Raw genomic sequence first — 24,927 nt, 5'->3', positions numbered from 1 at the left:
TTATATTTTCCTTGCCCGCTGGCGGATAGAACTGACGTCAAACGATTTAGAAGTAGTCGGCTTCTTAGGCGTTTCTTGGGGGGGTACAGAGACAGGAGCTTCTTGCTCGATGAGCTTGCCGTTCTGCGGCTCAGGTTTTTCATCACTGCTCTGCACCTTCTGCATAGCACCTGGTTCATGATGACCGCTATCCGAAGCGTCCAGATCCTTATCCGGGTTCAGGTACAGCAGTGCAAGACCCACCACGATAGCCCACGGCACAGTCAGAATCACCTCACCAAGACGCTGGGAGGTAATAATGATAATCACCATTGCGGCTTCGGCGATAACAATGCGCTGAGCACGCGGCTGCTTCCAGATGAATGCGGCAGAAATCATCAGGCCTACAATCACAATCATATAGAGCCATCCGGCCTCCTGGACCAGCGTCATATATGAATTGTGGAAATAGAAGTAACGATTCTGAAGTGGCACCTGAGCGGTACCCAGACCGCCACCATACCAAGGAACCATATCAATCATGCGGTACATGGTCTCATCGATTCGTTCACGCAGAAGGTCACTACCGAGTCGATCCGCGAAGGCACCGGCACGCGCAAAATTATCTTCCAGGTAGTTCACAGCCTGGTAAAACAACAACGCAAGAACTGCTTTACCGAACAAATTCAGGCGATGAGAGAAGTACAACCACAGGACAGCAAAAGCATATGCGGCAAGAGAGGTACGGGAACCGGTCAGCCACAGCATGCCGGAGGTAACAACAAAAGCAACGATACGGTGACTTGTCTTTCGGACCATAGCCACGAAAAGGAAGCCAAAAATTGCGTAATACAGACCAGACTGATTCTTATCGTTCAGCCAGCCGGTCAGCGTACCGCCGTAGTTATCGGGCGCAATACCTGCATAAAATCCAATGAGGTTGAAAATAAGGCCCGCAGCCACGCCAAAGATGAGGGAACGAATGTCAATCCTCTTTTGAGCAATCTGCAACGCCAGAAGAAGGACCACAGCCATGCGGATTGCACGGCGAATCGCTTCATCAACAGAAATGCCGTTAAAAGCTAGACTTTCAAACAAAGCCCAGCCAACAGCAAACAAGATGATTGAGAAGAACAAGGAGTTATACCGTGTCTCCAAGGTGGCAGGTTTTGTCAGCTTGTACAAGACAAACAACATCACAACAACGGTACCCACAGGCATGGTCACAATGGGCGTAGGGACGCCGATGAAGATCAGACCAAAACCAGCCCAAAAATCAAGCATTGACAGTCTTGAGACGCTACCGACAAGGTACTTTACTTCACCCGCGGTGGCCTGCCCAATGCGATATGCCTGGAGAGAATTAGGATTTTTATCCTGCTGAGAAGCTGCGGTCTCTGTACTTTGCGAGAAAGACACGGTCATTTCTTCTCCAATGTGCGAGTGTAAATATCAACCGTCTGAGCAGCCATCTGCTCATTCGAAATCCAGGTGAAAGGCTCAGACTCATCCTTCTGCAGCTGCGCACGCATAGCCTGCAGAACATCCTGAGTCAGGGTTGCACTCTGGCGGTCTACCAGCTCGTCGGCGCCCAAAATCTCCGGGTTGCCGCCCACAGCGGTAGCGACCGTCTTCAGACCAGCTGCCTTAGCGTCCAGCAGAGTGTAGGAGCAGTTCTCCCACACCGACAGCTGAACAATCATGTCGCTACGGCCCATCGCCTCAATCGGGTTAACGAAGCCGCTGAAGGTCACCGAATCACCCAGGTTCAGGCGCTGAGCCTGAGCCTGCAACTCGGACGCCAAATCACCAGAGCCCGCAATCTCAAGATGCGCCTGCGGGTAATCAACACGAAGCTGCGCAAAAGCAGCCAGCAGCACGTCAATACCCTTCTCAGGGGACAGACGGGACAGCGAGAGAATACGCGGACCTCCCTCTGCGGGAACACGCTGTTGCTCAACAGCCGCGTGCACCTCGGGGATATCCACGCCGTTGTACACCAGCTCCACGCCACGAGCGCCCCACTTGGCACGCATCTGATCAGCGGTAGAACGAGAAACAGCAATCGCCTGATCGGTGCCCCACAGGCGCACACGATGCACGGTCTCCATGAGCTTAGAACGCCAGGAGCTACCGTGGTACACCGAGTCATTACCGGCAATACCGTGCTCAGTGGTCAGAAGCTTCGGTACGCGGGTGCCGCGCTTGATGACGCTACGGATGCGTAGTGCGTTGACCACAGCGGTCGCTACAACGTCCGCATACGCCAGGTGGCTGTGCACAATATCCGGGCGGAGCTGCTCAACAGCCTTCTGCAAAGAAACAAAGGAAGTCTTAAAACCGTAGTCGGGGCCGAACTCAGCCTTGATGACGGTGACGCCCAGTTCCTCGAGGCGGCTCGTGAGCTTACCCTCGGGCGCGAGAACCACCAGGTTAAAGCCGGGGAGCCCGGCACGTGCCATATCGACAACGTGCCGAGCTACTCCACCAAAATCGGGAACCGGAACGACCCATAGAGCCGTTGGTGTAGAGGTCATGCCTTAGTCAACTTTCGAGTGAGGAAAGAACGGAAGGATGCAGAAACCTTAGTTTCAATGGAAATATGCACCAGGTAAGCGAAGCAGATCACCAAAACCAATGCAATAATACGTGCCCCCCAGGGACCAGCCACCGGGTAGAACATATCAACAAGCATATAACCGACCATAGCGTGGCCCAAGTAAAGGGGATAGGAAATGCGTCCCAAGAAATTCAGCGGACCCCTCGAAAGTACCGGAACATTCTTCAGGTATACAACGATGAAGAACACCAGACTAATCAATGCCACACCGATTCCATGAGCAAGATCATGCATCAGTGCCGCGTTGAGGGAAGCCAGAATCGCAAAGTACGGAATATGCCAGGTGAACTTTCGATCATGGCTGTACATGAAGAACACCATGCCCAAGCTAAAGAGCGAAGAATGTTCCGCAACCGCGGCCCACACAATCATCTTCGGTGCTCCGCCGAGAGAAGCCTCCGGGTGGAAAAGCAGACACAGAGCCGTACCGATAACCGACCAGGTGAGCAGAATCGTAGTCAGCTCCCCACGGTAAATCTTTCCCTTCCGGATAATCAGGTACAGGGCAACCATCACGTAGAACTGCAGTTCCACTGCCAGCGTCCAGTACACCTGATCCACGTTATCCACACGCAGGAAGCGTTGCAGCATCGTCGTGTTAATCAGGGTCTGCGGAATCGTAATATGGCGTCCGGGGTTTCCGTAGATGAAATACACCAGAGCCGATACCGCCAGCGCAAACCAATAGGTCGGGTAGATACGAGAAAAACGCGAAACCGCGAACTTCAGTGCCGACCCACTCTTGATAGCGCTGAGCAGAATCACGAAACCGGAAATGATGAAGAAGAGCTGAACACCCAACTCGCCCAGAGGAATGTCATAGGGCGAAGGAGCAGTCCGCGGATAGTTCTCCGTAGCGGGAACACCCAGGTGATAAATCACCACGGTAATAGCAGCCAGGCCGCGGAACCCGTCCAGCTCCCGGAAACGCCCGGGAGTGATGAAGTCCTGATCAAGGACGTCACCCTCCCGAGCTTTTACGGTCTGAGACTTGGCCATAGATGCCGGTCCTACAGCCACTTCTCGAGGCGGTCCAGGGCGGTGAAGAAGCCTTCACCGTTGTTGATGTGGCCCTGCCAAATCTCAGGGATGAAGGATGCCTTCGGGGCCAGCTCACGCAGCTGCTTGCCCAGTGCGGCCCAGTCCACGTCGCCTTCGCCAACCTGAACGCCCTCACCGTCAACACCAACGCCGTCCACCAGGTGCAGGTGAATCGACAGCGGTGCCAGCTGCTCAACAGCCTCCGACAGCGGAATGTTCAGGAAGTTAGAAGCCAGCATGGTGTGGGAGATATCCAGGCAGAGCGCGGTGTCGTAGGCACGCGAGAACTCCGCGGTGTCCTTCGGATCCAGGAACAGGTTGTGGTACTGCTGACCACCCATCAGCCAGGGGTACGGGGGCAGGGTCTGAGCGGCCAGGCGCACGCCGGATGCGTCCAGGTGCTTCAGGGCCTCGCCGATACGCTCGTACTTTTCGGCACGCTCGGAGACGGGGATGTGCTTGTCCTTGGTGAAGCCACCCATGGTCACAACCATGATCGGGTCCTCGTCCACGGTGAAGTAGCGGGTCAGGTCACGGGTGATGTCGATGGTGCGCTGCACCTCGGCGATGGAGCGTTCCCACACCTCGGGGTCCTTCGAGGCGAGGTCCACGAGGAAGTCACCTGCGAAGAGGTCGGGCAGGTGGGTGGTGAAGCCCATGTCCAGCTTGGAGTCGAAGACATCGTCGATGTTGATGTCCAGGTCCTTGTAGGAGAAGTGGAACTCCAGGAAGTCCGGCTTAGCCTCTTCAATCAGCGGCTTGTAGTCGTGGTAGCGGACGGGCAGACCCCAGGGGCGATCGAACTTGAAGTCGCGGCGGGTGACCAGGTCATCCTTCAGGTCGCCCTCGAAGAAGAACGAGCCTTCTTCAACGTCGCGCTGCATGGTACGGCCGACCAGCTGCGGCAGGTGGTTCGGCTGCAGGCCGCGGCCGGGGGACTTCACGGCCACGTCGGCCTCGGTCACGACCTCGCCCTTAGCGATGTGGCGGGTAGCGACCAGGGACTTGGCCAGGTTCACGCGGTTCATCAGCTCACCGGTGGACACCTCGCGGGGAGCGGCAGAACCGATAGCGGCCTCAACCTCGCGAATCTGCTGGACCATGGCCTTGAATTCCTCGGGCAGCAGAGAGACGGTGTGGTCGTTACCCTCGAGGGTCTTGTCGGTGGTGAAGTGCTTCTCGATGATCTTTGCACCGCGAGCAACGGCGGCAATCGGCACGTGGTAGCCACGCTCGTGGCCCGAGTAACCGACCAGGCACTGGCCAATCTCGGCCAGGCGGTCCATGTAGGCCAGGTTCACGTCCTTGAAGGGTGCGGGGTAGGCCGACTGGCACTGCAGCAGGGCGTAGGATGCGCCGGCGTTACGCAGCAGGGCCACGGACTCGCGAATCTCTTCCTCGCGGCTCATACCGGTGGAAACCAGCATGGGCAGACCACGGGATGCGACATCGCGCAGCAGCTCGTGGTTGGTCAGGTCGGCAGAAGCAATCTTCATGCCCTGAATACCGTAGTCGACCAGTGCCTGCACCGAGGGGGCATCCCAGGGGGTGCACATGATATCCATGTTGTGCTGCTTGACGTGGTCGAAGACCTCGTACATCTGGTCCACGCTCAGGGAGAAGCGGGAGAGCAGGTCCAGGGTGTACTGCACGCCCAGGTCCTCGCCCGCGGTGGCGGCACCGCGCTGACGGTAGAGGGCGTCCATGTCACGCAGCTGGAACTTCACGGCGTCGGCACCGGACTCAACGGCCAGGTCCACCAGTTCCTTAGCGAAATCAACGCTACCCTGGTGGTTGTTGCCAATCTCGGCGATGATGAAGGCCGGGGAGTCCTCGCTGATGGTGTGCTTACCGATGCGCAGGACGTCCTGCTCGTCCATGGCGAGCGCCACGAGGTGGCCGCGCTCGTCGGTCAGCGGAACATGGTTGATGCCCTTGGCAAAGTATGCGCGCAGGGTCTCGGGATCAGCATCAGCCGGTGCGGTCTGCGGGTTGGTGTTAGCGGCATCCAGGGCGCTGGTCTCCAGGGACGCGGTCGGGTTAGCAATCAGCCAGCGGCGGAAATCGCCATCGGAGAGAGAACCGCGCAGAATACCGGACTCGTTGACCAGGAAGATGATGCGCTGGCCGTTGGCAGAAATCTTCTGCAGTGCGGTAAGAATCGGGTCTTCAGCGAAGACCACATACGGGGCGATATTACGTTCAATAATCATAGGTTTGAACCTTTTCGTGAGTGTTCTATTGAATGACTGAGTGCCGGTCAATCCGGGATGGCGACGAGAATGTCGCCGGGACGAGGGTTACTTGCTCTCGTTCAGAATCTGAGTGAGCTGATGTTCCGCCACGGAGAAGTCAATCGGCGCGTCGATGTCGACGCCCTCAACCTCGTTGAGCAGGAACAAGTCAATCGTACCGCCGGGGTAGCCGGCCAGGCGGTTGTGGTGCTCAGTGTACACAGGAGTCTTCGTGATGTACATGGAGCCGTTCTCGCGGTAGCGGAAGGTTTCCTTAGTCAGCTCCTGGCGGCGCGGGCGAGCCATAATCTCGAACGCCGCGGTGGGTTCCCCATCGGCGTGCCAGGTCCAAATGAACGGGCCAATCGGGATCACGCCGACCATGGAGTCCTTGTCGTTCTCGACGAACTGGCGGACCGCGCGTGCCAGGGTTCCGGGTAGACGCACGGGGCTGGTTGCCTGCAGCAGCATGACGGCTTCGGGTGCCCAGCCGTTCTCGGTGTAGAACTCGATGGCGTGCTCGACGACCGGCTCGGTTGCGGTGGTGTCCTCCGCCAGGTGGGCCGGGCGGATGAACGGCACCTCGGCACCGTACTCGCGGGCGATATCAGCCAGCTCGGCATCATCGGTGGAGACGACAACGCGCAGCTCGTGCTCGCCGGCGACTTCTTCCTTAGCAGCCAGTGCCTGCTCGATGGTCCACGCGACCAGCGGCTTACCCGCGATGGGGCGCAGGTTCTTACGCGGAATGCCCTTTGAGCCACCGCGTACGGGAATGACGCAGAGAATACGCATTATGCCTCCAGAGTTTCGATGATGAGTTCAGCGATGCGGCGTGCCGGTTCCTTCTCGGGCTGAACCGGGGCGGGGGTGGGTTCGCTCCCCCACCGGTTCATGCCGTAGCGGTCCCAGAATTCCACAAGCCATGCCGGCGGTGCCGGGTGGTACACCCAGGCCGGGATGCCGCGGATAGCCGCCTCCAGCACACCGGTGGAGAAAATCGACACGACTGGGTTCGGTACCTCGTTCAGAGGGGTTCCGGAACGATCGATGCGGATGCCTTCCTTCTCCCACAGCTTGTGGGTCAGCACCGACAGCTTGTCCTTCTCGCTCGGGTGCGGGCGGTAGATACCGCCGTACTTCTTCAGGAAGGAGTGCGCAGCGAAAGCGAAGGATGCTCGCGGTAGCTCGGCGCCGTGCATCTGGCCCAAGAAGATTGGTTCCAGATCGTTCTGCTTCTGCGCCTCGGCGCCGGCGGCTTTCTGAGCGGCCAGGTAGAGCAGCTGGGAACCCACCGCGTGGGTGGTCACGTCGCGGCGACCCGACGCCCAGAACTCTGCGTCGGCTTCGCTGAACGCCAACAGAGTTGCGCCAACCGGCAGGGGCGGTGCCTGCGGCACGAGCAGACCGTGCTGTACGACCCAGTACTCAGCACCAATCGCGCGAGAGTACTCGTAGGCGGCCGCGCCGCGGGCCAGGTAGTGGCCGAGGGAAAGGACCACGCGCACACCGGGCAGGAGCCCCTGCAGCTGGTCGCCCGTCACTTCCTGTTCGGTCCAGGCATCACGGCCGTAACGCTCGGTGGCGTACTGGCCGTTGAGGTACTCCGAGGCGTCCTCGGGGACCCACAGGGCCACGCCCACGTTCTCGAGGTACTTGAGCGGCTCCAGAAGGGAGTTACGGCTCGTCGGAGAGAAAGAATCGAGCACAATGAGCACGCGGGGTACGGCGCCTCGGGTATAGAGAACACCGCCAACAGGTGCTTCCTGTTCCGCCGCGCCCCCGCGCAGACGTCCGATAAGGCTGCGGGCCTCGCCCTTAGCCCAGCGCAGGGTGTTCTGGCGCTTCTGCCAGGCGGCCCATGCATCAATGTCGAGGGGGTAGGTTAGGCCCATAGCTGCTCCAAAATCTTGACGCGCTGATCAAAGGTGTGCTCGGCCAGGGTTCGCTTCTGACCGGTTTCACGAATCTTTCGCGCCCACTTCGGGTCACGGAAAATGCGGGTACAAATCTCGATGAGCTCATCGATGCTCTCGTACACCAGAACCTCTTCACCCGGAATGTAGTAGCGGTCCACGTCGGGGCGATCAATCACCTGCAGGGCGCCAACGCCGGGCGCCTCGAAGGTACGCATGGTGAAGCCGTCCTGGTTGTTGTGGATGTTCAGGGTGGCCGGGGAGGACGCCATGATGCCGTACGCCTCAGAGCGGTCAATATCGCGGCCGGCGGGTACGCCGGAGTCTTTGAACTGCTTGGTGCGCAGAATATCGTAGGGGTGGCGCGACCAGGCACGGCCGTAGGCACGCACCGGCAGACCGGCGGCGACGAGGGCCTGCAGGGTCTCCTCACGGTTGGGGTACTTGGCGCCCACAAAGTTGATGGAGTCCTCGCGGACAGGAACAATCGGGCAGTGGGTGTCGTAGGCGTTGGGCATGTCGAGCACCTCGAATCCCTGCTCGCGCAGGTGCTGCGCGTCCAGCGGGCTGTAGCTTGCCAGCGAGCCCAGGTGGTGCAGGTCCTCTTCGGTGTAGCTCATGCGGCGCATCTCGTCGTAGAGCCAGGTGCCGTAGCGAACGCCGGAGGTTGCCAGCAGGTCCCACCATTCGCGGGAGAGCATATCGCCCTTAATGACCAGCACGATGTCGGGACGGAACTCGTTGAAAGCATCGATAGCCTTACGGGTTGCCTGAGCCGCAAAGCTTTCGGGGCGGTACTTCTCGGGCAGCTCGTGGGCGAGCTTGTTGAGGATGCGCTCGGAGAGGGTACCCGGAGCATCGTAGATGTGGGTGCGCACATCGTATCCGTGCACTTCCAGGGACGCTTGAATCGCCTTCCAGTACCCGTGGAATGCGGGTGAGAGTAGTAGAAGTTTGGGCTGAGTCATATGAGGAATGGATCCTGTCGGCGTTTGCTATAAGAACCCGCAGGGCAAAACCGTGCGGTGCTATGTGTTGGAGTGAAGCAGAGAGGCACGTTTCAAGCAGAGCTTACGCTCAAACATACCTACTAAAATTTTACAACGAAAGCAGAAGATGACACATGCTTACGCAGTGTGTCACCTCCAACGTTTAGCTATGGGGCGCTCCGCACCGGGTGCGGACACTAGAGCTAGTTTTCGCGGCGCTCGGCCTTGGCGATGCGCTCCAGGTCGGCGGCGAGGAACCCGCGAGCGTCCACATCCTTATTGCGCAGCGCACGCACAGAGTTCACGAGGAAGTTCGCGTAGCTGGTTGCACGCAGGGCTACGGCCAGCTTCTTTTCCCAGCCCCACTTGTCGGCGTAGATGAAGCGTGCGGTGGTCAGCCACTGGATGCGACGCTCCGAGGGGGAAGATCCGCCGCCCTCGTGGGTAACGGTCACCGAGGGAATCAGGTAGCGGTCCACGCCGGCCTGCGAGAGGCGGTACTGGAAGTCCACCTCTTCGCTATTCATGTAGAAGCGCTCGTCCATGCCGCCGAGGCGGTTGAATACGGCGCGAGGCACGACCATGCAGGCACCCATAACCCAGTCGACCTTCGCGTCGGAGGTTCCGGTGCATGCCTCAACATCGTGTCCAACGCCGCGGTGCCACCACTTCGTCGGCTTGAAGCGAGCCAAGGGGGTGAACCATTCCCAGGCGATATGTCCGGCGGTGGGGAACTTGCGGGCCACCCACTGCTGCTGGCCGTCGTGGCCGATGACCTGCGGGCTGGCCAGAACCTGGCCGTGTGCCTCGGCTGCGGCGAGCATGCGGGAGATGAAGGTGTCATCCAGCTCCAGGTCGCTGTTGAGGATGAACACCCATTCGCCGGTCGCGGCAGCGACGCCGGAGTTCACGGCCTTACCGAAGCCGCCGTTGACGGCACGGCGCACGACGGTCACGCCCTCAACCTCGGGGAAGGGAACGGGCGAGACGTCGTCCGAAACGACGATTTCGATATCGGAGGGGTCAATCCCCTTCTGCGCGTGGAGGGTGTCAATGATGGCGAGAACCGGTTCCGGCTCGCCGTAGAAAGGAATAACCGCAGATACACGGGGAGTATGAGTCACAATATATCCTTTGAGTGAGGCGCCTGAAAATCACAAGCGATAGAAGGTTAAATATGGGGGCGACCGTATCTATATCTCTATACGATCACCCCCATAGTTTCAATTAGTCGGGCAGCTGGCCCAGGCGAACGAGGTTCGCAAATTCTTCGTTTGCCGCCTGAACTTCCTTGAAGGTACCCTTATTGGCGATGCGGCCTTGGGAGAGGTACACCAGCTGATTAACGTTACGCACCGTGGAAAGACGGTGAGCCACGATAATCACGGTAATCTCCTTGGAGATGCGGTTAATGGTCTGAGTAATCTTGTGCTCAGTCTCATTGTCCAGTGCACTGGTTGCCTCATCCATAACCAACAGGCTCGGGTTGCGGTACATCGCACGCGCAATGCCCACACGCTGACGCTGACCACCGGAAAGGCGGTTACCGTTCTCACCAATCGAGGTGTTAATGCCGTCTTCCAGGGTCTCGACAACGGGCATCAGCTCCGCCAGCTCGAGGCAGTAGATCACACGGTCATCATCAATGTGCTTTGCGGGGATACCGAAGGCAACTGCCTCACGCAGCGTGCCGTTACCCAGGTAGGGATCCTGAGGGACATAACCAATCTTCTGATACCAGGAATGCAGGTCAGTATGGATGTCCTTACCCTGGCTAGAGATCGTACCGCTCGTCGGGGTCAGCAGACCAAGAATCAAGTCAACCAGAGTAGTCTTACCCGAACCGGAACCACCCACGAAAGCAACCGAGGTACCAGCCGGCACATCCAGCTGAATGTCCTTGAGAACGTCCTTATCACCGTCCGGGTAACGGTAGACCAGGTTATCAATCTGAACATCCACGGGCTCAATACCCGAGTTAATGATGGTTGCCGGATCAATTTCATCCTTGAACTCAACCATCTGCAGGCGCTGCTCTTCCGGGCTCATCGAGCGGATGACCTTAGCAACCTCTTCACTAGCGAACTCGTTCGCGCGAATACCGCCCAGGGAAGCAATCATACGGGTAGCGTTCGGAAGGATGCGGATACATGCGGTTGCGAAAAGCATGAGGGAAGGAAGACCATCAGCACCCTGAGTTGCGGTCACCAGAGCCAACAGACCAGCGATACCCACAATGAAAATAACTTCAAGGGTGTACTTGGGGAAGTCATTCAGGAACGAGAGGTTAACGTCGCTTTTAACGCTTCGTACTGCGGGCTCGCGGTACTGCTCGATAGCAGCCTTGTGTGCATTCGTAATACGAATTTCGCGGAAGCCCCTGATGTCATCCAGGAGGAAGCGCAAAGCGTCTCGACCTGCACGTGCCGTTATCTCACCATACTTCGCGTTACCGCGGCGCAAGAAGAACTGCATGACAGCAATGGTGATGCCGAAGTATGCGAAAGCGATCAGCGCCGGAACCGGCATGACGCAAAGAATCATGATGAGCAACACGATGATAGACAGGAAATCGCCCACAAAGTTAATAATCGATCCCACAAAACCGCGGTATGCAAACACCACGTAGGTGCTAATCAGGTATGCGGTTTCTTCAGGCTGAGACTTCTTGTGGTTGAAGTAGCTATCCTTCATGTAATGATTGAGGATTGTCGTCGACGTCGCCAACTGCTGGTAACCCGTAAATTTCAGGCTCCAGCGCTTAAAGAGGAGCGCAGCGATACCCTTAATCACAAAGGCGAGCACCAGGACAACACCCAAGTAGAGCACCAAATCAGAACGCGGAGGGTTGCCGAAGATATCAGAAATTACAGCCAGGTAGCCGGTAATTTCAGCGCCCATCGCAATATTCATGATGGGAAGAACAGCAGCAACACCGACCATTTCCATTAGCGAAAGAAGGAATAGGCCGATTAGATTCACAATTAGTAGTGTAAAGCTCCGTCCTGGGAAAAAGATACGAAGCTTAGTGTAAATACTCTTCATTGGTCCTCGTTGGTGAGTGTTTGCACTGGCTTCCGAGTGAGAAGAAGCCTAGCATTTCACGCCAATTCTAGCATGTGACCTCTAAACCCTTTCGCTATAAAGTTTGTACTTTAGGTCATCATCACGTCCCCAAGTTGAAACTTTCAGAGCGACCTACATTGAAGATGTATCGGACGAGGCCTTAGGGAATTCGCCACACTCGAGATTCAGAGACCTTTGAAGAGTCAAGCAACTCGGTATGATAGATACTATTCGTTCAACTTCACCCGACACTTCCGGCTTCCCTGTTCACCGTTGGGTACGTCAAGAGAAAAGGCTTTTGATGGGCATCTTCAACATCAAGTCCTTGAAGGACAAGTACACCCGGGGCTCCGCAGAGGAGATCACCGACTCCTCCAAGGCCCCCGAAACCACCGCGACCACTGCGCCGGCATCCGCCCCCTCCATTGCGGAAGGGGTCCGCTCGCTGATCCAGAACAACCCCGACCTGGCAGGCAAGAACCGCCGCGGGGCCGCCCAGCGCTCCATGGTCCCTTCGGGTTCGCTCCGCGAAGTCATGGGCGAGTATGAGGCTCACTCCCCCGCCGAGGTCGCCGCCCAGACGCCCCTTCCCAAAGCATCCGAGCCTTCCCACGCCGAAGAAATCTCTGAGGACGGCACCGTCACCATTGATGCGCAGCCGCTGAACCTCACCGAAACCTCGGGTACCGCCGCCGATATCCTCCCCCTGGACGAACCGTCTGCAGAGGGCTCCTCCTCACGCTCCGTTCACGTCGAGGAACACCACGCACCCACCGTCGCTTCGGGTGTTCTGGCCGACACCGCAGAAGAGCCCGCTCCGACAGCCCTCGCGGCACGTGAGGAGACCGCAAGCGCCCCGCAGGGTGAACGCGAACGCACCCCGCTCTTCAAGCTCTCCCCCGGTACCTTCACCCGCAGCGGCGCACACGACACCGACGGCCCCTTCCAGGCGCTCTTCGTGTGCACCGGCAACATTGCCCGCAGCGCCTCCGGCGAGGTTATTTCCAAGCACCTGGCCGCAGAGTACGGGCTGGAGGACAAGTGGACCTTCGCCAGCGCCGGTACCGGCGCGCTGGTCGGTCAGGGCGTGTACGAGCTCATCGCCAACGAGCTCATCGAGCGTGGCTACAATCCCGAGGGTTTCGCCTCCCGTCAGCTGACCGAGGAGATCATTAAGAACGCGACCATCATCCTGGTCGCGGAGAAGGTGCACGCCGACTGGATCGTGCGCGAGTGGCCCCAGTACCATTCCAAGATCGTGCTGCTCAAGCAGGCTGCTCGCCTTCGTGAGGAAGCGCGCCGTGCCGAGCCGCTCTCCTACCTCTACTCCTACGGTGGCACTCCCCTCGCGAGCGATAAGCTCGAGGACCCCTACCGTCGAGGCCCGGCCGCCGCGAAGAAGGCCGTGGACGAGGTTGAAGAGTCGCTACGCGTGATTCTGCCGTGGCTGGCGCGAGCCCACCGCTAAATCTCCGCAATACAGAATCTGCAGGGGCCTGCCCCCCCTCAGAAACGTAGAAAATCCCCCGCTACCACAACCGTGGTAGCGGGGGATTTTCTACAGCCTATTCAAGCCCTAGTGATCGAAAATCTCGGTCACGGAGCCCTCGTCAAAGACCTCGCGAATAGCGCGAGCGATGAGGGGCGCGATGGAGAGAACGGTCAGGTTCTCGAAGCGCTTTTCCTCCGGGACGGGCAGGGTGTTGGTCACCACGACCTCGACCGCGCCGCACTCGGACAGACGCTCAACGGCGGGATCGGAGAGAACCGGGTGGGTTGCCGCGATGATAACTTCCTTCGCGCCCTTATCCATGAGGACCTTCACGGCGCCGGCGATGGTTCCGCCGGTGTCAATCATGTCGTCAATCAGCACGCAGGTGCGGCCCTCAACGTTACCCACAACGGTCTTGGAGACCGCGTGGTTCGGAACGTTGATGTCTCGGGTCTTATGCACGAAGGCCAGGGGTGCGCCGTTCAGCAGGGTGGCCCAGTGCTCGGCCACGCGCACACGACCGGTGTCCGGGGACACCACGGTCACGTTCGACAGGTCCTCAACGCGCTCGCGGATGTGCTTAGCCAGCACCGGAATTGCGAAGAGGTGGTCCAGCGGGCCGTCGAAGAAGCCCTGAATCTGCGAGGTGTGCAGATCGACGCACATCAGGCGATCCGCGCCGGCGGTCTTGTACAGGTCAGAAATCAGGCGAGCCGAGATGGGTTCGCGACCCTTGTGCTTCTTATCCTGACGAGCGTAGGGGTAGAACGGGGACACCACGGTAATGGAGCGAGCGGAGGCACGCTTGAGCGCATCAATCATGATGAGTTGCTCCATGAGCCACTCGTTAATCGGTGCCGGGTGCGACTGAATCACGAATGCGTCCGCACCGCGCACAGACTCCTCAAAACGGACGTAGGTCTCGCCGTTGGCGAAGGTATATGCGGAGGTGGGCAACAGGTCGTGGTCAAGGGCCTGCGCAATCTCCTCGGCGAGCTTGGGGTGTGCTCGACCGGAGACCACTACAAGCTTGCGCTCACCGGGGTTGGTAATCTCGCTACTCATGGTGTTGTTCTTTCCTCGGATTAGGATTCTGCCGGTTCCTGTGCGCCCGCGGCCTTTGCAGCCTCAGCGGGTTCGGTACCGGCACGGTTCTTCAGAACCCAGCCCTCGATGGTGCGCTGGGAAGTCTCAGAGTAGGCGAGGGCGCCCGCAGGAACATCCTTGCGGATCAGCGCGCCCGCGCCGGAGTAGGCACCGTCACCCACGGTGACCGGTGCAACGTAGATGCCCGCGGATCCCATGCGGGCATGTGCGCCAATAACAGAACGGTTCTTCACCAGGCCGTTGTAGTTGGCGAAAATGGAACCCGCACCAATGTTGGCGCCCTCACCGATGGTGGCGTCGCCAACGTAGGACAGGTGCGGAACCTTCGCACCGTCACCAATCTGCGAGTTCTTGGCCTCGCAGAAGGTGCCGAGCTTCGAGCCCTTACCCAGGGTCGTACCGGGGCGCAGGTAGGCGAAGGGGCCGACGGTTGCGCCCTCGCCAATCACGGCGCCGAAGCCGTGAGCGCGGATGACGGTAGCGTCTGCCTCAACGGTCATATCGGTCAGGGTGGTGTCGGGGCCAATGGTTGCGCCGGTGGCAACGGTGGTGGAGCCGTGCAGCTGCACGCCGGGCAGGAGGGTCACGTCATTCTCGATGCGCACGGTCACGTCAATCCAGGTGTTCTGCGGATCGACGATGGTCACGCCGTTACGCATGTGAGCCTCGAGGATGCGGTTGTTGAGCATGCGGCCCAGCTGAGCCAGCTGCACACGGTCGTTAGCACCCTCAACCTCCCAGCGGTCCTCAATGGCCAGGGCGGAGGTACGGTGGCCCTTCGAACGGGCGATGGACAGCACATCGGTAATGTACTTCTCACCCTGAGCGTTATCGGTGGTCACCTCAAGCAGGGCTTCGCGCAACACGTCGGCGTCAAAGGCGTAGATACCGGAGTTGATCTCGGTAATCTCGAGCTCTTCGGGGGAGGCGTCCTTCGCCTCGACGATGGCGGTCACCTCGCCAGCCTGGTTACGCACGATACGGCCGTAGGAGCCGGGCTCATCAATGTGGGTGGTCAGGACAGTTACGGAGTTCTTGTCTTCCTCGTGGAAGGCAATCAGTTCGCGCAGAGTCTCGGGGCGCAGCAGAGGAACATCGCCGTAGGTCACCAGAACGGTGCCGGAGACGGTTGCCTGCGCATCCAAGGCATTCAGACCGACCTCAACCGCACGACCAGTACCCGGAATCTCATCCTGATCAACGATGGTTACCTCAGGGTCAAACGCAAGCACATGCTCAGCAACCTTATCGCGCTGGTGGCGTACCACAACAGCGAGGCGTTCAGGGTTCAAGTCACGGGCCGCGGCAACGGCGTGCTCAATCATGGATCGACCACCAATGCCGTGCATGACCTTGGGGGTTGCGGACTTCATGCGCGTGCCAGCGCCGGCGGCGAGAACAATCACCGCGGAGGGTGCCAGTTCAGTGTTCACTGAGAAGACTCCTTATACGAGGTTGTAAGAGTGAGAGGTGAGCGCGGAACCGCCGACTCTCATTCAACGATTCCGTTGAGTGCTTACGCTCCGCCACTAGGACTCGAACCTAGACAAACGGCTCCAAAGGCCGCTGTGCTGCCATTACACCATGGCGGATTATCCTTACATTCACGACAAGCCCCCGCTAGCGGGTCCTCATCGTCATTGACCGCCATTTTGGGCACAGAACAGCGCAATGCAGGAAATGCTTTCCTCAGTTTATCAAATATCTGTGCTCAACTTAGCCGCGCGCCCCGCAATCCCCACAGCTTTTCTCAGCACCGCCAAGTAGCCCCTCATCAAAGCTTGGAGCGCTACTTGAACTGAACACTCACCCTGTACCCTAGAAGGCGTGGCACATCTACTTGGCGGCGAATCGCTGCACCTCGAATTCCCTACCCGAACCATCTTTGAAGGCATCACGGTCGGCCTGAACGAAGGCGACCGCATAGGCATTGTCGGTCGCAACGGCGACGGCAAGTCCACCCTCATGAAGATCCTTGCCGGCCGGCTCGAACCGGACTCCGGCCGCGTTACCGTGCGCGGCGGCACCCGCATCGGCTACCTCGACCAGTCCGACGTACTCGATGACGACCACACGGTCGGCTACGCGATTGTGGGCGACACCCCCGAATACGAGTGGGCCTCGCAGTCCCGTATCCGCGATGTCATCTCGGGCCTGGTCTCCGATCTGCCCTGGGATGCACCCGTCTCTTCGCTCTCTGGCGGTCAGCGCCGACGCGTAGCGCTCGCATCCCTGCTCGCGCAGGAGTGGGACGTGCTGATGCTCGACGAGCCCACCAACCACCTGGACGTTGAAGCCATCACCTGGCTCGCTAACCACCTGAAGTCCCGCTGGTCCAAGAACGCGGGCGGACTCATGGTCGTCACCCACGACCGCTGGTTCCTCGACGAAATCTGTACCGACACCTGGGAAGTGCACGACCGCATCGTCGAGCCCTTCGAGGGCGGCTACGCGGCGTACATCCTGCAGCGCGTGGAACGTGACCGTCAGGCGGCCGCTGCGGAGGCGAAGCGCCAGAACCTCATGCGCAAGGAGCTCGCCTGGTTGCGCCGCGGTGCGCCCGCACGTACCTCCAAGCCGAAGTTCCGCATTGATGCCGCCAACGCCCTCATTGCGGACGTTCCGCCTGTGCGTGACACCGTGGAGCTGAAGAAGATGGCGGTTTCCCGCCTCGGCAAGGACGTGGTCGACCTTGAAAACGTTTCCGTCGTCTACGACGACCCCTCGTTGCCCGGCGGCAAGCGCCCGGTGCTGAAGAAGGTTACCTGGCGTATTGCCCCCGGCGAGCGCACCGGCATCCTGGGCGTGAACGGCGCGGGTAAGTCCACCCTACTCTCCCTGGTGACGGGCGACCTGAAGCCGACTGAGGGCCGGGTCAAGCACGGTAAGACCGTGAAGATTGCGACCCTGACCCAGCAACTCGATGAGCTCAACGAGGTTGCTAACGACCGCGTCTCGGATGTGATTGGCCGTAAGAAGCGTAGCTACATTGCCGATGGTAAGGAGCTATCCCCTTCGCAGATGCTGGAGCGTCTGGGCTTTACGAGCGCGCAGCTGTCTACCCCGGTCAAGGACCTTTCGGGTGGTCAGAAGCGTCGCCTGCAGCTCATGCTGATTCTGCTGGATGAGCCGAACGTGCTGATTCTCGACGAGCCCTCCAACGACCTGGACACCGATATGCTCGCCGCGATGGAAGATCTGCTGGACACCTGGCCGGGTACCCTGCTGGTGGTCAGCCACGACCGTTACCTCATGGAACGCGTCACCGATCAGCAGTACGCCGTGATTGACGGTTCGTTCCGCCATCTGCCCGGCGGTGTGGACGAGTACCTGGCACTCTCGGCGGCAGGTGCTGGCGGTTCTGCCGCCGGTAGCGTGCAGGCGCGTGCCGCCTCCTCGGCGCAGGCTTCTGCTGAGCCGGATACCCCGAAGGTCTCCGGTGCCGAGCTGCGTGCGGCGCAGAAGGAATCCGGTGCGATTGAACGCCGCCTCGCCAAGCTCGCTGCAGAACAGGAGAAGCTCTCCGAGCAGATGAGCGCGCACGACGCCTCCGACTACGCCGGTTTAGCGGCACTCGGCGAGCAGCAGCAGACACTTCAGGATGAGATTGACGAGCTAGAAATGCGCTGGCTCGAGCTCTCCGAGCTGCTGGGCTAAGGTCTATAGACATAGAAGAATGCCGGTTCTAGATTCAATCTAGAACCGGCATTCTTCATATATTCAGCGCTCAGCTACAGCGGCAACTAAGGGTGATTCAGAATCGCACTAACCGCGCTCACAGCGTGGTTGCCCGCAGCGCGAAGAGTGGAGGCAAGAGCCTCCGCCCGAGCCTGCGAAGAAACCAGCAGAAGCACCGTCGGACCGGAACCGGACACCAGGGAGGCGTACACGCCCTCACTCTCGCGCAGGTTCAGGGTCTGTTCCAGCTGCGGGGCGCACGAAAGCGCGGGAGCCTGCAGGTCGTTACGTAGCAGCGGTGCCAAGGAGGCGAGCGCCGCCTCCGAACCATCATAAGAATTCAGGGTGCTCAGAAGCTCTACGGGTTCCACCAGCTTGCCTGAGGCAGGGTACAGCCCCGAGGCGCGGCCCGCGTCCAGCTGCTTGAATACGCTGGGGGTGGAGAGGCCAAACTGCGCGGCAACAATCACCAGGTGCAGAGGTTCCCGAGGCGCCGCAATATTCTGCAGCTCGGTACCGGTCCCCTGCCCCAGTGCGAGGGTCTGCCCGAGCGCGGCACGCACGCTAAAGGGAATATCGGCGCCCAGTTGCGCGGCAAGACGTTCATAATCCGTCTGGGTCAGGAGCGCACCGGTGCGGCCGGTTGCGTGCAGGTAGCGGTCCGTAGCAATGAGGGCAGCAGCCGCGTCCGCTGAGCCGCCAGCCATACCGCCAGCCACGGGCACAGCCTTCGCAATATGCAGGTGCAGCGCCGGGACAGATTCGATGCCGTGCTCCGCAAGAATCAGCGCAGCGGCATGGTACACAAGATTCCGCTCATCCATTGGCACAGCGGCAGGGTCGAACTGCCCCGCCTGCATCTGCTGATCTACCAGGGAGCCGGGCACAATATCCATGCTCAAGCTCAGCCCCGGTGCCTGCCCCTCAGAGACCGTGATGGTCTCCGTCAAAGAGACCGCCGCAAAAAGCGTAGTCAACGGGTGGTAGCCGTCCGGACGAACATCCCCCACGGCAAGGTACAGATTGACCTTGCCGGGAGCATCAACCGAAATAGCGGTCTGGGAGGCGGTACTCATCAGCGCATAAACCTTTCGCGAGGGAACTCGCGTGAGAACGTCAGTGAAAAATTTAGAGCGGGAAGAAGCTATTCCACTACAGGCTCAGCCGGGACAGTCAGCGAAGCCTCCGCAATGCGGATAAAACCGTGAATATCCAGCTTCTCGCCGCGCTCCGTCGGAGCGATACCGGCAGCCACCAAAATCTGCTCCGCGCGCGCTCCGGAGCCCGCCCAGGAGCTCAACGCAGCGCGCAGAGTCTTACGGCGCTGAGCGAAAGCGGCGTCCACAATCGTAAACACCAGGTCGCGGTCAACGGTCGAGAGAGGCTCCTCGCGCATACGGAAACCCACCAGACCAGAGTTAATCTTCGGTGCAGGCCAGAACACGTTCTTGCCAATCACGCCCGCCTTATACACCTCGGCATACCAATTAGCCTTCACCGAGGGCACACCGTAGATCTTCGAGCCCGGGGTCGCCGAAAGACGGTCGGCAACCTCGTCCTGAACCATCACCAGGGCGTGACGGATACTCGGGAACTGCGCAAACAGGTGCAGAAGCACCGGAACCGCCACGTTATAGGGCAGGTTCGCCACCAGAGCATCCGGAGTGCGAGGCAGCTCGGTGACCTTCAGAGCGTCCATAAGCACCACGTCAATATCGTCCGCCTTCTCGGGGCGGAACTTCTCAATCGTGTGCGGAAGCTGCTGCGCCAGCGGCGGGTCAATCTCAACCGCAACCATATCCTTCGCAGCATCCAGGATGCCGAGGGTCAACGAACCCAGGCCCGGGCCGACCTCCAGCACCGTCTCCTCCGGTGAAATCTCTGCCGCATTGACAATACGACGAATCGTATTGGGGTCAATCACAAAGTTCTGCCCAAGAGTCTTCGTCGGACGAATACCGAGCATCTCGGCAAGCTCGCGAATCTCAGCAGGGCCGAGCAGGGGCAGATCGTTCACAGCGTTCCTTCACATAGATGGATGGTGGGGAGGTTACAGTTTAGATTACCGCGAGAAACGCTGCTTTACCTCATCAAGAGTGGCTTCCAGAACGTTCTTAGCGTTCGTAATACGCTTCTTCGGAGCCAAAGCAATACGCACTCGATCCAGAGGACCAGTACCGTGCTGGAGGCTATTCACCTTATCCAGATGACGCTTACCGGACTCCAAGATGACGCTACTACCCTCCCAGCCGCACAGGCCCGGCTGCACAAAACGCACATCCACACCCCACTGCTGGTACAGCTTGTAATCATCAGCCACAGTACCCGGCACCTTGTCTTCAAACTGCTTGAGCAGCAGCTCAGCACCCGAACGGGAAATCAGGTACAGACCGGTGCAAATCAGGGGCCAAGTACCGTACGGCTTACCCATACGGTACTTACCGTGTACAAAAGGAGACAGCAGAGACAGGCGGATGTATTCCACCTGCGGGTTCAGCTTGCCGGCATCATTCGCAAAAGAATCGCTGAGGTTCACCAGCTGCACCTGCGGGTACTTCGTGATGATTGCGTTCACCACCGCCTCAGCATCCGGAGAAAGAAGAATGTCGTCTTCAGCAATCAGTGCCCAGTCGGCGTCGCTCGCAACAAAGTCACGCCACATCTTCACGTGGCTAAGCATGCAACCCTTCTCCGCGGGGCTCGGGTCGCGATGCCAGCGGCTACGGAAAAACTCAACGTCAAATTCTTCATCAGTGACGTGATTATCGCGGTTATCCACCGCAGAATAACGGACAAAATCCTGCGCGGGTGCGCCCACCGAATAGAACGAGTCAAAACGGTTCGCGCCATCCAGGCCCAGAACATACTTCAGAATCTTTGCCATGTTTTTCCCTTCAATAGCTCATCCAGAAGACCTAAGCAGTAGAAGATCGCGTCGGTTAATGATGAGTTTTCAGAACTTCAGACCACCTGCACAACAGAGGGGTTCATCAATCTTAAAAATCAGTGCGTAAACGGCAGGGAGTCTGAAATATTGAGCGTGTGATAAATACGCACACCGCAGTGCAACGTAAAAAGAATTCTATCATTCACCATGCGCCAATCTCAGGTCTCCTCAGGTTAAAACGCGATGTGGCACGCGTCGTACTGGTGCACAGCAAAAATCCCCTCCCTACCGGATATACACAATAGGGAGGGGATACTGGACAGGCAGAAGACCCACATATTTAGATTTTTATGTGATGACAGTAGCCCAATCCGTCTCTGGGTTATCGTCCCAGGCGCTGCTTCACATCATCAATGGTGGCTTCCAGAATATTCTTCGCGTTCGCAATACGCTTCTTCGGCGCCAGGGCGATGCGCAACCGATCGAGAAAACCAGTGCCATGCTGCGTGCTCTTGAGGCTTTCCAAGTGACGAACGCCAGAAGTTTGAATGAGGCTAGTACCTTCCCAACCGCATAGACCGGGTTGCACCAAATATACGTCTACCCCCCATTCTCGATAGAGGGAATAATCATCGGCAACAACGCCAGGAACCGTCTCTCCATAACATTCCACGAGTCGTTCAGCCCCAGAACGCGAAAGAAGATACAGGGCAGCACCATACAGAGGCTTTGAACCATAGGCATTACCCATACGGTACTTGCCGTACACAAAAGGAGAAAGCAACGAAAGACGAGGGTAATCAACCTGCGGGGTGAGCTTGCCAGCTTCAGAAGCGTAGATATCGCCCAGGTTAACCATCTGCACGTGAGGATACTTTTCGATAATCCTATCCACTACAGGTTGCAGGTCAGGGGAAATGAGGACATCGTCCTCAGCAAACAAAGCCCAGTCGGCATCTGAAGCGAGGAAGTCCTTCCACATGTGGTAGTGGCTCAAAGCGCAACCCTTCTCGGCAGGCCTCGGCTCTTTACCGTAACGAGCCAAGAACTGCTTGCTATCGAATTGCGCATCAGTGACGTGATCATCGCGGTTATCCACCGCAGAATAACGCTGAAAATCTTGAGCGGGTGCCCCCACCGAGAAGAAAGAATCAAAACGGTTCGCGTCGTCCAGTCCCAGAACGTATTTCAGGATTTTTGCCATGGTTTTCCCTTTGCTGTGGCACGCCCATACAGTCTTTATCTGAAACGACAGAAGCCACGCATGAGTGCCGAGTATTGACTTGGCAACGACAAACGCAAAGCGCGCAGAAAATATGCGCGCACGATAACAAGTCGCCCAGTCAGTGAGTGATGAATCGTATGTATAAAAATACACTATCATTCAATTGAATGATAGTACCCAACAATTGGCGTACGGCCCCCTGTTATGTCTCGCACGTTACATGCTACCTCACGCACTAGAGCTGAAAATAGCTACAAAAAAGCCTCTCCCCGCCATACATATATGACAAAGAAAGGCTTTCTCAAAGAGGCTTACTTATTTCGCCTTGCCCAGACGCTGCTTCACCTCATCAATGGTGGCGTCCAGGGCGTTCTTTGCATTCGCCAAACGCATCTTTGGAGCCAAGGCAATACGCAGGCGATCCAGAGTAGCTCTCCGCTACAGGCTGTACGCGCCTACCACTGACCGTAAACGCGCTCCGAATTCTCACGGATACGGCGGCAGAGCGCCTCCAGCTCCTCACCGCGATGAGCCGCCATGAACCGCACCGTGTAGTTCGTCATGTAGGACGCATTCGGGCGGCCACGGAACGGATGCGGGGTCAAGAACGGCGCATCCGTCTCAGCCAGAATCAGCTCCGGACGAGCCATCACCAACGACTCCTGAATACCCTTCGAGTTCTTGAAAGTCACCGTGCCGGCAAAGCTCATGTACCAGCCGCGCTCATTGCAGATTTCGGCAAGCTCCGGGCCGCCCGAGTAGCAGTGGAACACGGTACGTTCCGGTGCGCCCTCTTCATCCAGGATGCGCACAACATCCTCGTGCGCGTCACGGTCATGAATCTGCAACGCCAGGTTGTGCTTCTTCGCAATGCGAATATGCTCGCGGAAGCTGTAGTGCTGTGCTTCCTTACCCTCCTCGCCGGTGCGGAAATAGTCCAGGCCGGTCTCACCAATAGCGCGTACACGGTCGGCGGTGGCGAGCTCGTCGAGGGTGGCTAGCGCCGCCTCCAGCTGACCGGCTGTAGCCAGCTCGGGGGCGGTATTGGGGTGAATCGCGATGGCGGCGAGGACACGCTCATCAGCCTGCGCGGCGGCGACCGCGTACAGGGAGGAGGGGATATCGTATCCGACCTGCACGATGGCGCCGATGCCGAGCTTCTCACCGGCGTCGAGTGCGTCGCGGGCGCTGATTTCTACTTCGCCGTCGAGCAGGTCCATGTGGGTGTGGTTGTCCACAATCGGGTACGGCAACGGCTCGGGGGCGGGCGGGAAGACCAGGTTGCGACTGCGGCCGTTCTCGCCGGTGGTGGAGCGGCGGCGGGTTCCCTCTCCGCCTTCGGCGTCACTGATGCCGGTGTAGAGTTCCGCCTTATAGGGTGCGGGTACTTCACCGGGCACCGGCTCCCAGCCGTTAGGCAGGGCGGTTGCCTGGAGTGCCGCGGGGGTGGGCAGGGTGTAGTTCGCCAGGGCGGCGAGGGAGTTCAGGTACTCCTGGGTGATTTCAGGACCGGGGTGGCTCTGACACATTGATAAATCCTCGGGGTAAAACTGCGGGTGTTTTGGGTTATTCGGAGCGGGCAGCCAGGGCTGCCTCGTACAGGTCACGCTTGGAGGTGCCGGTCTCAGCGGCAACCGCGGCGCAGGCGCTCTTGAGGCGCTCGCCGCCAGCCACGCGGTCGAGGACCAGCTTCACTACGTCCTGCGCTTCGGGGGTTTCTGGGGCTTGCGCACCCTCGACAATAATGACGATTTCGCCTCGGACGCGTTCAGACTCAGCCCATTCTGCAAGCTCAGCCAGGGTACCGCGTCGAACCTCTTCGTGAAGCTTAGTTAGCTCACGGCTGACCGTTCCGCGGCGGTCAGCGCCGAAGATCTGCACGAAGTCTGCCAGGGTTGCGGCGGTACGGTGCGGGGATTCGTAGAAAATCATGGTGCGCTCCTCCCCCGCCAGCGAGGCGAGGCGGCGCGAACGCTCGGAGCCCTTGCGGGCGAGGAAACCCTCAAAGGTAAATCGTCCGGTGGGCAGGCCGGAGAGCGCGAGCGCGGTCAACGCGGCGGAGGGGCCGGGCACCACGGTGACGGGCAGGTCGGCTTCCGCGACGGCTGCGGCGGCAACGTAGCCGGGGTCGGAGATGGTGGGCATGCCCGCGTCCGAGAGCAGCAGCACACGCTGACCGTCCTGTACCGCCTGCACGATGGTTTCGCTACGTTCGGCTTCGTTGTGGTCGTGGTTGACGATGATGCGGCCGCGGGTGCGCACACCAAGCCCGGAGGCGAGGGTTCGTAGCTTGCGGGTGTCTTCGACGGCGATGAGGTCTGCGGTGGCGAGGGCTGAGCGCAGTCGGTCGGAGGCGTCAGCGAGGTTGCCGATGGGGGTGCCGCCGAGGATGAGCACGCCGCCTTCTTCGGCGGTGACGGCGGTGTCTGCGGTGTCAGCAGTGTCAATCTCGAGTGCCTTGACCGTTTCTGAGGGGGCTGTGGTTTCTGAGGGGGCGGCGGTTTCTTCGGTGTATTCTGCGGGTGCGGTCATGGCAGGCCTCATGTCTGTGTCTGGTCTTCGTGTACCCACTAAGTGTAACGCCCGCGCTCAATCCGGTGCCGGGTGGGCTTACCGGGTGAGCCCGCCGATAGAAGTAGCTAGTGCGGGTGGGGCTCCGAGCGCGTCATATATGCTGTTCACGGGCTGAAATG

At 59.1% G+C, this 24,927-nt stretch carries 19 protein-coding genes and 1 tRNA gene; 2 read left to right on the top strand and 18 right to left on the bottom strand.

Annotation, left to right across the window (positions count from 1 at the left end; translation table 11 throughout):
• From HMPREF2528_RS04235 to HMPREF2528_RS04195, 9 genes are all read right to left on the bottom strand, one after another.
• Positions 1 to 1,404 carry an O-antigen ligase family protein gene (locus HMPREF2528_RS04235; RefSeq protein ID WP_070507834.1) on the bottom strand — a complete coding sequence of 468 codons (1,404 nt, stop codon included), beginning with the start codon at positions 1,402 to 1,404 and terminating at the stop codon, positions 1 to 3.
• A complete protein-coding gene (locus tag HMPREF2528_RS04230; protein ID WP_070507836.1) occupies positions 1,401 to 2,516 on the bottom strand; it encodes a glycosyltransferase family 4 protein in 1,116 nt (371 codons plus the stop codon). The genes HMPREF2528_RS04235 and HMPREF2528_RS04230 overlap by 4 nt, the downstream gene beginning before the upstream one ends.
• Positions 2,513 to 3,598 carry an acyltransferase family protein gene (locus HMPREF2528_RS04225; RefSeq protein WP_049332964.1) on the bottom strand — a complete coding sequence of 362 codons (1,086 nt, stop codon included), beginning with the start codon at positions 3,596 to 3,598 and terminating at the stop codon, positions 2,513 to 2,515. Before HMPREF2528_RS04225 ends, HMPREF2528_RS04230 begins: the two co-directional genes overlap by 4 nt.
• 11 nt (positions 3,599 to 3,609) lie before the next feature.
• A complete protein-coding gene (locus HMPREF2528_RS04220; RefSeq protein ID WP_049343032.1) occupies positions 3,610 to 5,853 on the bottom strand; it encodes an N-acetylneuraminate synthase family protein in 2,244 nt (747 codons plus the stop codon).
• An 87-nt stretch (positions 5,854 to 5,940) separates the two neighbouring features.
• Entirely contained in the window at positions 5,941 to 6,669 is a 729-nt protein-coding gene (locus tag HMPREF2528_RS04215; RefSeq protein WP_070507838.1) for an acylneuraminate cytidylyltransferase family protein, read from the bottom strand.
• Positions 6,669 to 7,769: a hypothetical protein gene (locus HMPREF2528_RS04210; RefSeq protein ID WP_049332971.1), complete on the bottom strand. Its 1,101-nt coding sequence runs from the start codon at positions 7,767 to 7,769 to the stop codon at positions 6,669 to 6,671. The genes HMPREF2528_RS04215 and HMPREF2528_RS04210 overlap by 1 nt, the downstream gene beginning before the upstream one ends.
• Positions 7,760 to 8,758, bottom strand: a complete 999-nt coding sequence (locus HMPREF2528_RS04205; protein WP_070507840.1) for a CgeB family protein — start codon at positions 8,756 to 8,758, stop codon at positions 7,760 to 7,762. Before HMPREF2528_RS04205 ends, HMPREF2528_RS04210 begins: the two co-directional genes overlap by 10 nt.
• A 224-nt stretch (positions 8,759 to 8,982) precedes the next feature.
• Positions 8,983 to 9,903: a glycosyltransferase family 2 protein gene (locus HMPREF2528_RS04200; protein WP_070507842.1), complete on the bottom strand. Its 921-nt coding sequence runs from the start codon at positions 9,901 to 9,903 to the stop codon at positions 8,983 to 8,985.
• Between the two features lie 103 nt (positions 9,904 to 10,006).
• Positions 10,007 to 11,722: an ABC transporter ATP-binding protein gene (locus tag HMPREF2528_RS04195; protein WP_231840259.1), complete on the bottom strand. Its 1,716-nt coding sequence runs from the start codon at positions 11,720 to 11,722 to the stop codon at positions 10,007 to 10,009.
• Between the two features lie 424 nt (positions 11,723 to 12,146).
• Here HMPREF2528_RS04195 and HMPREF2528_RS04190 point away from each other — a divergent pair, with 424 nt between their 5' ends.
• Positions 12,147 to 13,313, top strand: coding sequence for an arsenate reductase/protein-tyrosine-phosphatase family protein (locus tag HMPREF2528_RS04190; RefSeq protein WP_070507844.1), 1,167 nt, complete (start codon positions 12,147 to 12,149; stop codon positions 13,311 to 13,313).
• A gap of 108 nt (positions 13,314 to 13,421) precedes the next feature.
• Here HMPREF2528_RS04190 and HMPREF2528_RS04185 read toward each other — a convergent pair whose 3' ends face one another.
• The 3 genes from HMPREF2528_RS04185 to HMPREF2528_RS04175 all read right to left on the bottom strand — a co-directional run bounded on the left by HMPREF2528_RS04185 (position 13,422) and on the right by HMPREF2528_RS04175 (position 16,036).
• Positions 13,422 to 14,402 (bottom strand): ribose-phosphate diphosphokinase, encoded by a 981-nt coding sequence (locus HMPREF2528_RS04185; RefSeq protein WP_012904032.1) that lies wholly within the window; start codon positions 14,400 to 14,402, stop codon positions 13,422 to 13,424.
• Between the two features lie 20 nt (positions 14,403 to 14,422).
• Entirely contained in the window at positions 14,423 to 15,877 is a 1,455-nt protein-coding gene (gene glmU / locus HMPREF2528_RS04180) for a bifunctional UDP-N-acetylglucosamine diphosphorylase/glucosamine-1-phosphate N-acetyltransferase GlmU (protein ID WP_070507846.1), read from the bottom strand.
• 88 nt (positions 15,878 to 15,965) lie between these two features.
• A tRNA-Gln gene (locus tag HMPREF2528_RS04175) sits at positions 15,966 to 16,036 on the bottom strand.
• 235 nt (positions 16,037 to 16,271) lie between these two features.
• Between HMPREF2528_RS04175 and HMPREF2528_RS04170 the strand changes: the two genes are divergently transcribed.
• Positions 16,272 to 18,101: an ABC-F family ATP-binding cassette domain-containing protein gene (locus HMPREF2528_RS04170; protein WP_070507848.1), complete on the top strand. Its 1,830-nt coding sequence runs from the start codon at positions 16,272 to 16,274 to the stop codon at positions 18,099 to 18,101.
• 86 nt (positions 18,102 to 18,187) lie between these two features.
• On the opposite strand, the gene HMPREF2528_RS04165 is transcribed toward HMPREF2528_RS04170, so the two are convergent.
• The 6 genes from HMPREF2528_RS04165 to rsmI form a co-directional block, all read right to left on the bottom strand.
• Positions 18,188 to 19,198 carry a GHMP family kinase ATP-binding protein gene (locus tag HMPREF2528_RS04165; protein WP_070507851.1) on the bottom strand — a complete coding sequence of 337 codons (1,011 nt, stop codon included), beginning with the start codon at positions 19,196 to 19,198 and terminating at the stop codon, positions 18,188 to 18,190.
• Positions 19,199 to 19,266: 68 nt separating this feature from the next.
• Complete coding sequence (gene rsmA, locus HMPREF2528_RS04160; RefSeq protein ID WP_012904036.1) at positions 19,267 to 20,139, bottom strand: 16S rRNA (adenine(1518)-N(6)/adenine(1519)-N(6))-dimethyltransferase RsmA; 873 nt, start codon at positions 20,137 to 20,139, stop codon at positions 19,267 to 19,269.
• 45 nt (positions 20,140 to 20,184) lie between these two features.
• On the bottom strand, positions 20,185 to 21,006 hold the full coding sequence (locus tag HMPREF2528_RS04155; protein ID WP_070507852.1) for a glycosyltransferase family 25 protein: 822 nt from the start codon (positions 21,004 to 21,006) through the stop codon (positions 20,185 to 20,187).
• Between the two features lie 385 nt (positions 21,007 to 21,391).
• Positions 21,392 to 22,213 (bottom strand): glycosyltransferase family 25 protein, encoded by an 822-nt coding sequence (locus HMPREF2528_RS04150; RefSeq protein ID WP_044150717.1) that lies wholly within the window; start codon positions 22,211 to 22,213, stop codon positions 21,392 to 21,394.
• Positions 22,214 to 22,689: 476 nt separating this feature from the next.
• Positions 22,690 to 23,763: a TatD family hydrolase gene (locus HMPREF2528_RS04145; protein ID WP_070542632.1), complete on the bottom strand. Its 1,074-nt coding sequence runs from the start codon at positions 23,761 to 23,763 to the stop codon at positions 22,690 to 22,692.
• 37 nt (positions 23,764 to 23,800) lie between these two features.
• Complete coding sequence (rsmI, locus tag HMPREF2528_RS04140) at positions 23,801 to 24,766, bottom strand: 16S rRNA (cytidine(1402)-2'-O)-methyltransferase (protein WP_070542629.1); 966 nt, start codon at positions 24,764 to 24,766, stop codon at positions 23,801 to 23,803.
• Positions 24,767 to 24,927 lie beyond the last annotated feature (161 nt).

The organism is Rothia sp. HMSC078H08, assembly GCF_001808955.1.
Taxonomy (GTDB): domain Bacteria; phylum Actinomycetota; class Actinomycetes; order Actinomycetales; family Micrococcaceae; genus Rothia.
The sequence above is the reverse complement of the archived record's forward strand: the minus strand, read 5'-3'. Positions and strand labels throughout refer to the sequence as shown.

Bases quoted from the DNA above. Each gene is read 5' to 3' on its own strand.
- HMPREF2528_RS04220 (WP_049343032.1), bottom strand. From the start codon at position 5,853: ATGATTATTGAACGTAATATCGCCCCGTATGTGGTCTTCGCTGAAGAC.
- HMPREF2528_RS04145 (WP_070542632.1), bottom strand. From the start codon at position 23,763: ATGTGTCAGAGCCACCCCGGTCCTGAAATCACCCAGGAGTACCTGAAC.
- HMPREF2528_RS04230 (WP_070507836.1), bottom strand. From the start codon at position 2,516: ATGACCTCTACACCAACGGCTCTATGGGTCGTTCCGGTTCCCGATTTT.
- HMPREF2528_RS04185 (WP_012904032.1), bottom strand. From the start codon at position 14,402: ATGAGTAGCGAGATTACCAACCCCGGTGAGCGCAAGCTTGTAGTGGTC.
- HMPREF2528_RS04235 (WP_070507834.1), bottom strand. From the start codon at position 1,404: ATGACCGTGTCTTTCTCGCAAAGTACAGAGACCGCAGCTTCTCAGCAG.
- HMPREF2528_RS04190 (WP_070507844.1), top strand. From the start codon at position 12,147: ATGGGCATCTTCAACATCAAGTCCTTGAAGGACAAGTACACCCGGGGC.
- HMPREF2528_RS04165 (WP_070507851.1), bottom strand. From the start codon at position 19,198: ATGAGTACCGCCTCCCAGACCGCTATTTCGGTTGATGCTCCCGGCAAG.
- rsmI (WP_070542629.1), bottom strand. From the start codon at position 24,766: ATGACCGCACCCGCAGAATACACCGAAGAAACCGCCGCCCCCTCAGAA.
- HMPREF2528_RS04205 (WP_070507840.1), bottom strand. From the start codon at position 8,758: ATGACTCAGCCCAAACTTCTACTACTCTCACCCGCATTCCACGGGTAC.
- HMPREF2528_RS04210 (WP_049332971.1), bottom strand. From the start codon at position 7,769: ATGGGCCTAACCTACCCCCTCGACATTGATGCATGGGCCGCCTGGCAG.
- HMPREF2528_RS04215 (WP_070507838.1), bottom strand. From the start codon at position 6,669: ATGCGTATTCTCTGCGTCATTCCCGTACGCGGTGGCTCAAAGGGCATT.
- HMPREF2528_RS04195 (WP_231840259.1), bottom strand. From the start codon at position 11,722: ATGGTCGGTGTTGCTGCTGTTCTTCCCATCATGAATATTGCGATGGGC.
- HMPREF2528_RS04225 (WP_049332964.1), bottom strand. From the start codon at position 3,598: ATGGCCAAGTCTCAGACCGTAAAAGCTCGGGAGGGTGACGTCCTTGAT.
- HMPREF2528_RS04155 (WP_070507852.1), bottom strand. From the start codon at position 21,006: ATGGCAAAGATTCTGAAGTATGTTCTGGGCCTGGATGGCGCGAACCGT.
- HMPREF2528_RS04150 (WP_044150717.1), bottom strand. From the start codon at position 22,213: ATGGCAAAAATCCTGAAATACGTTCTGGGACTGGACGACGCGAACCGT.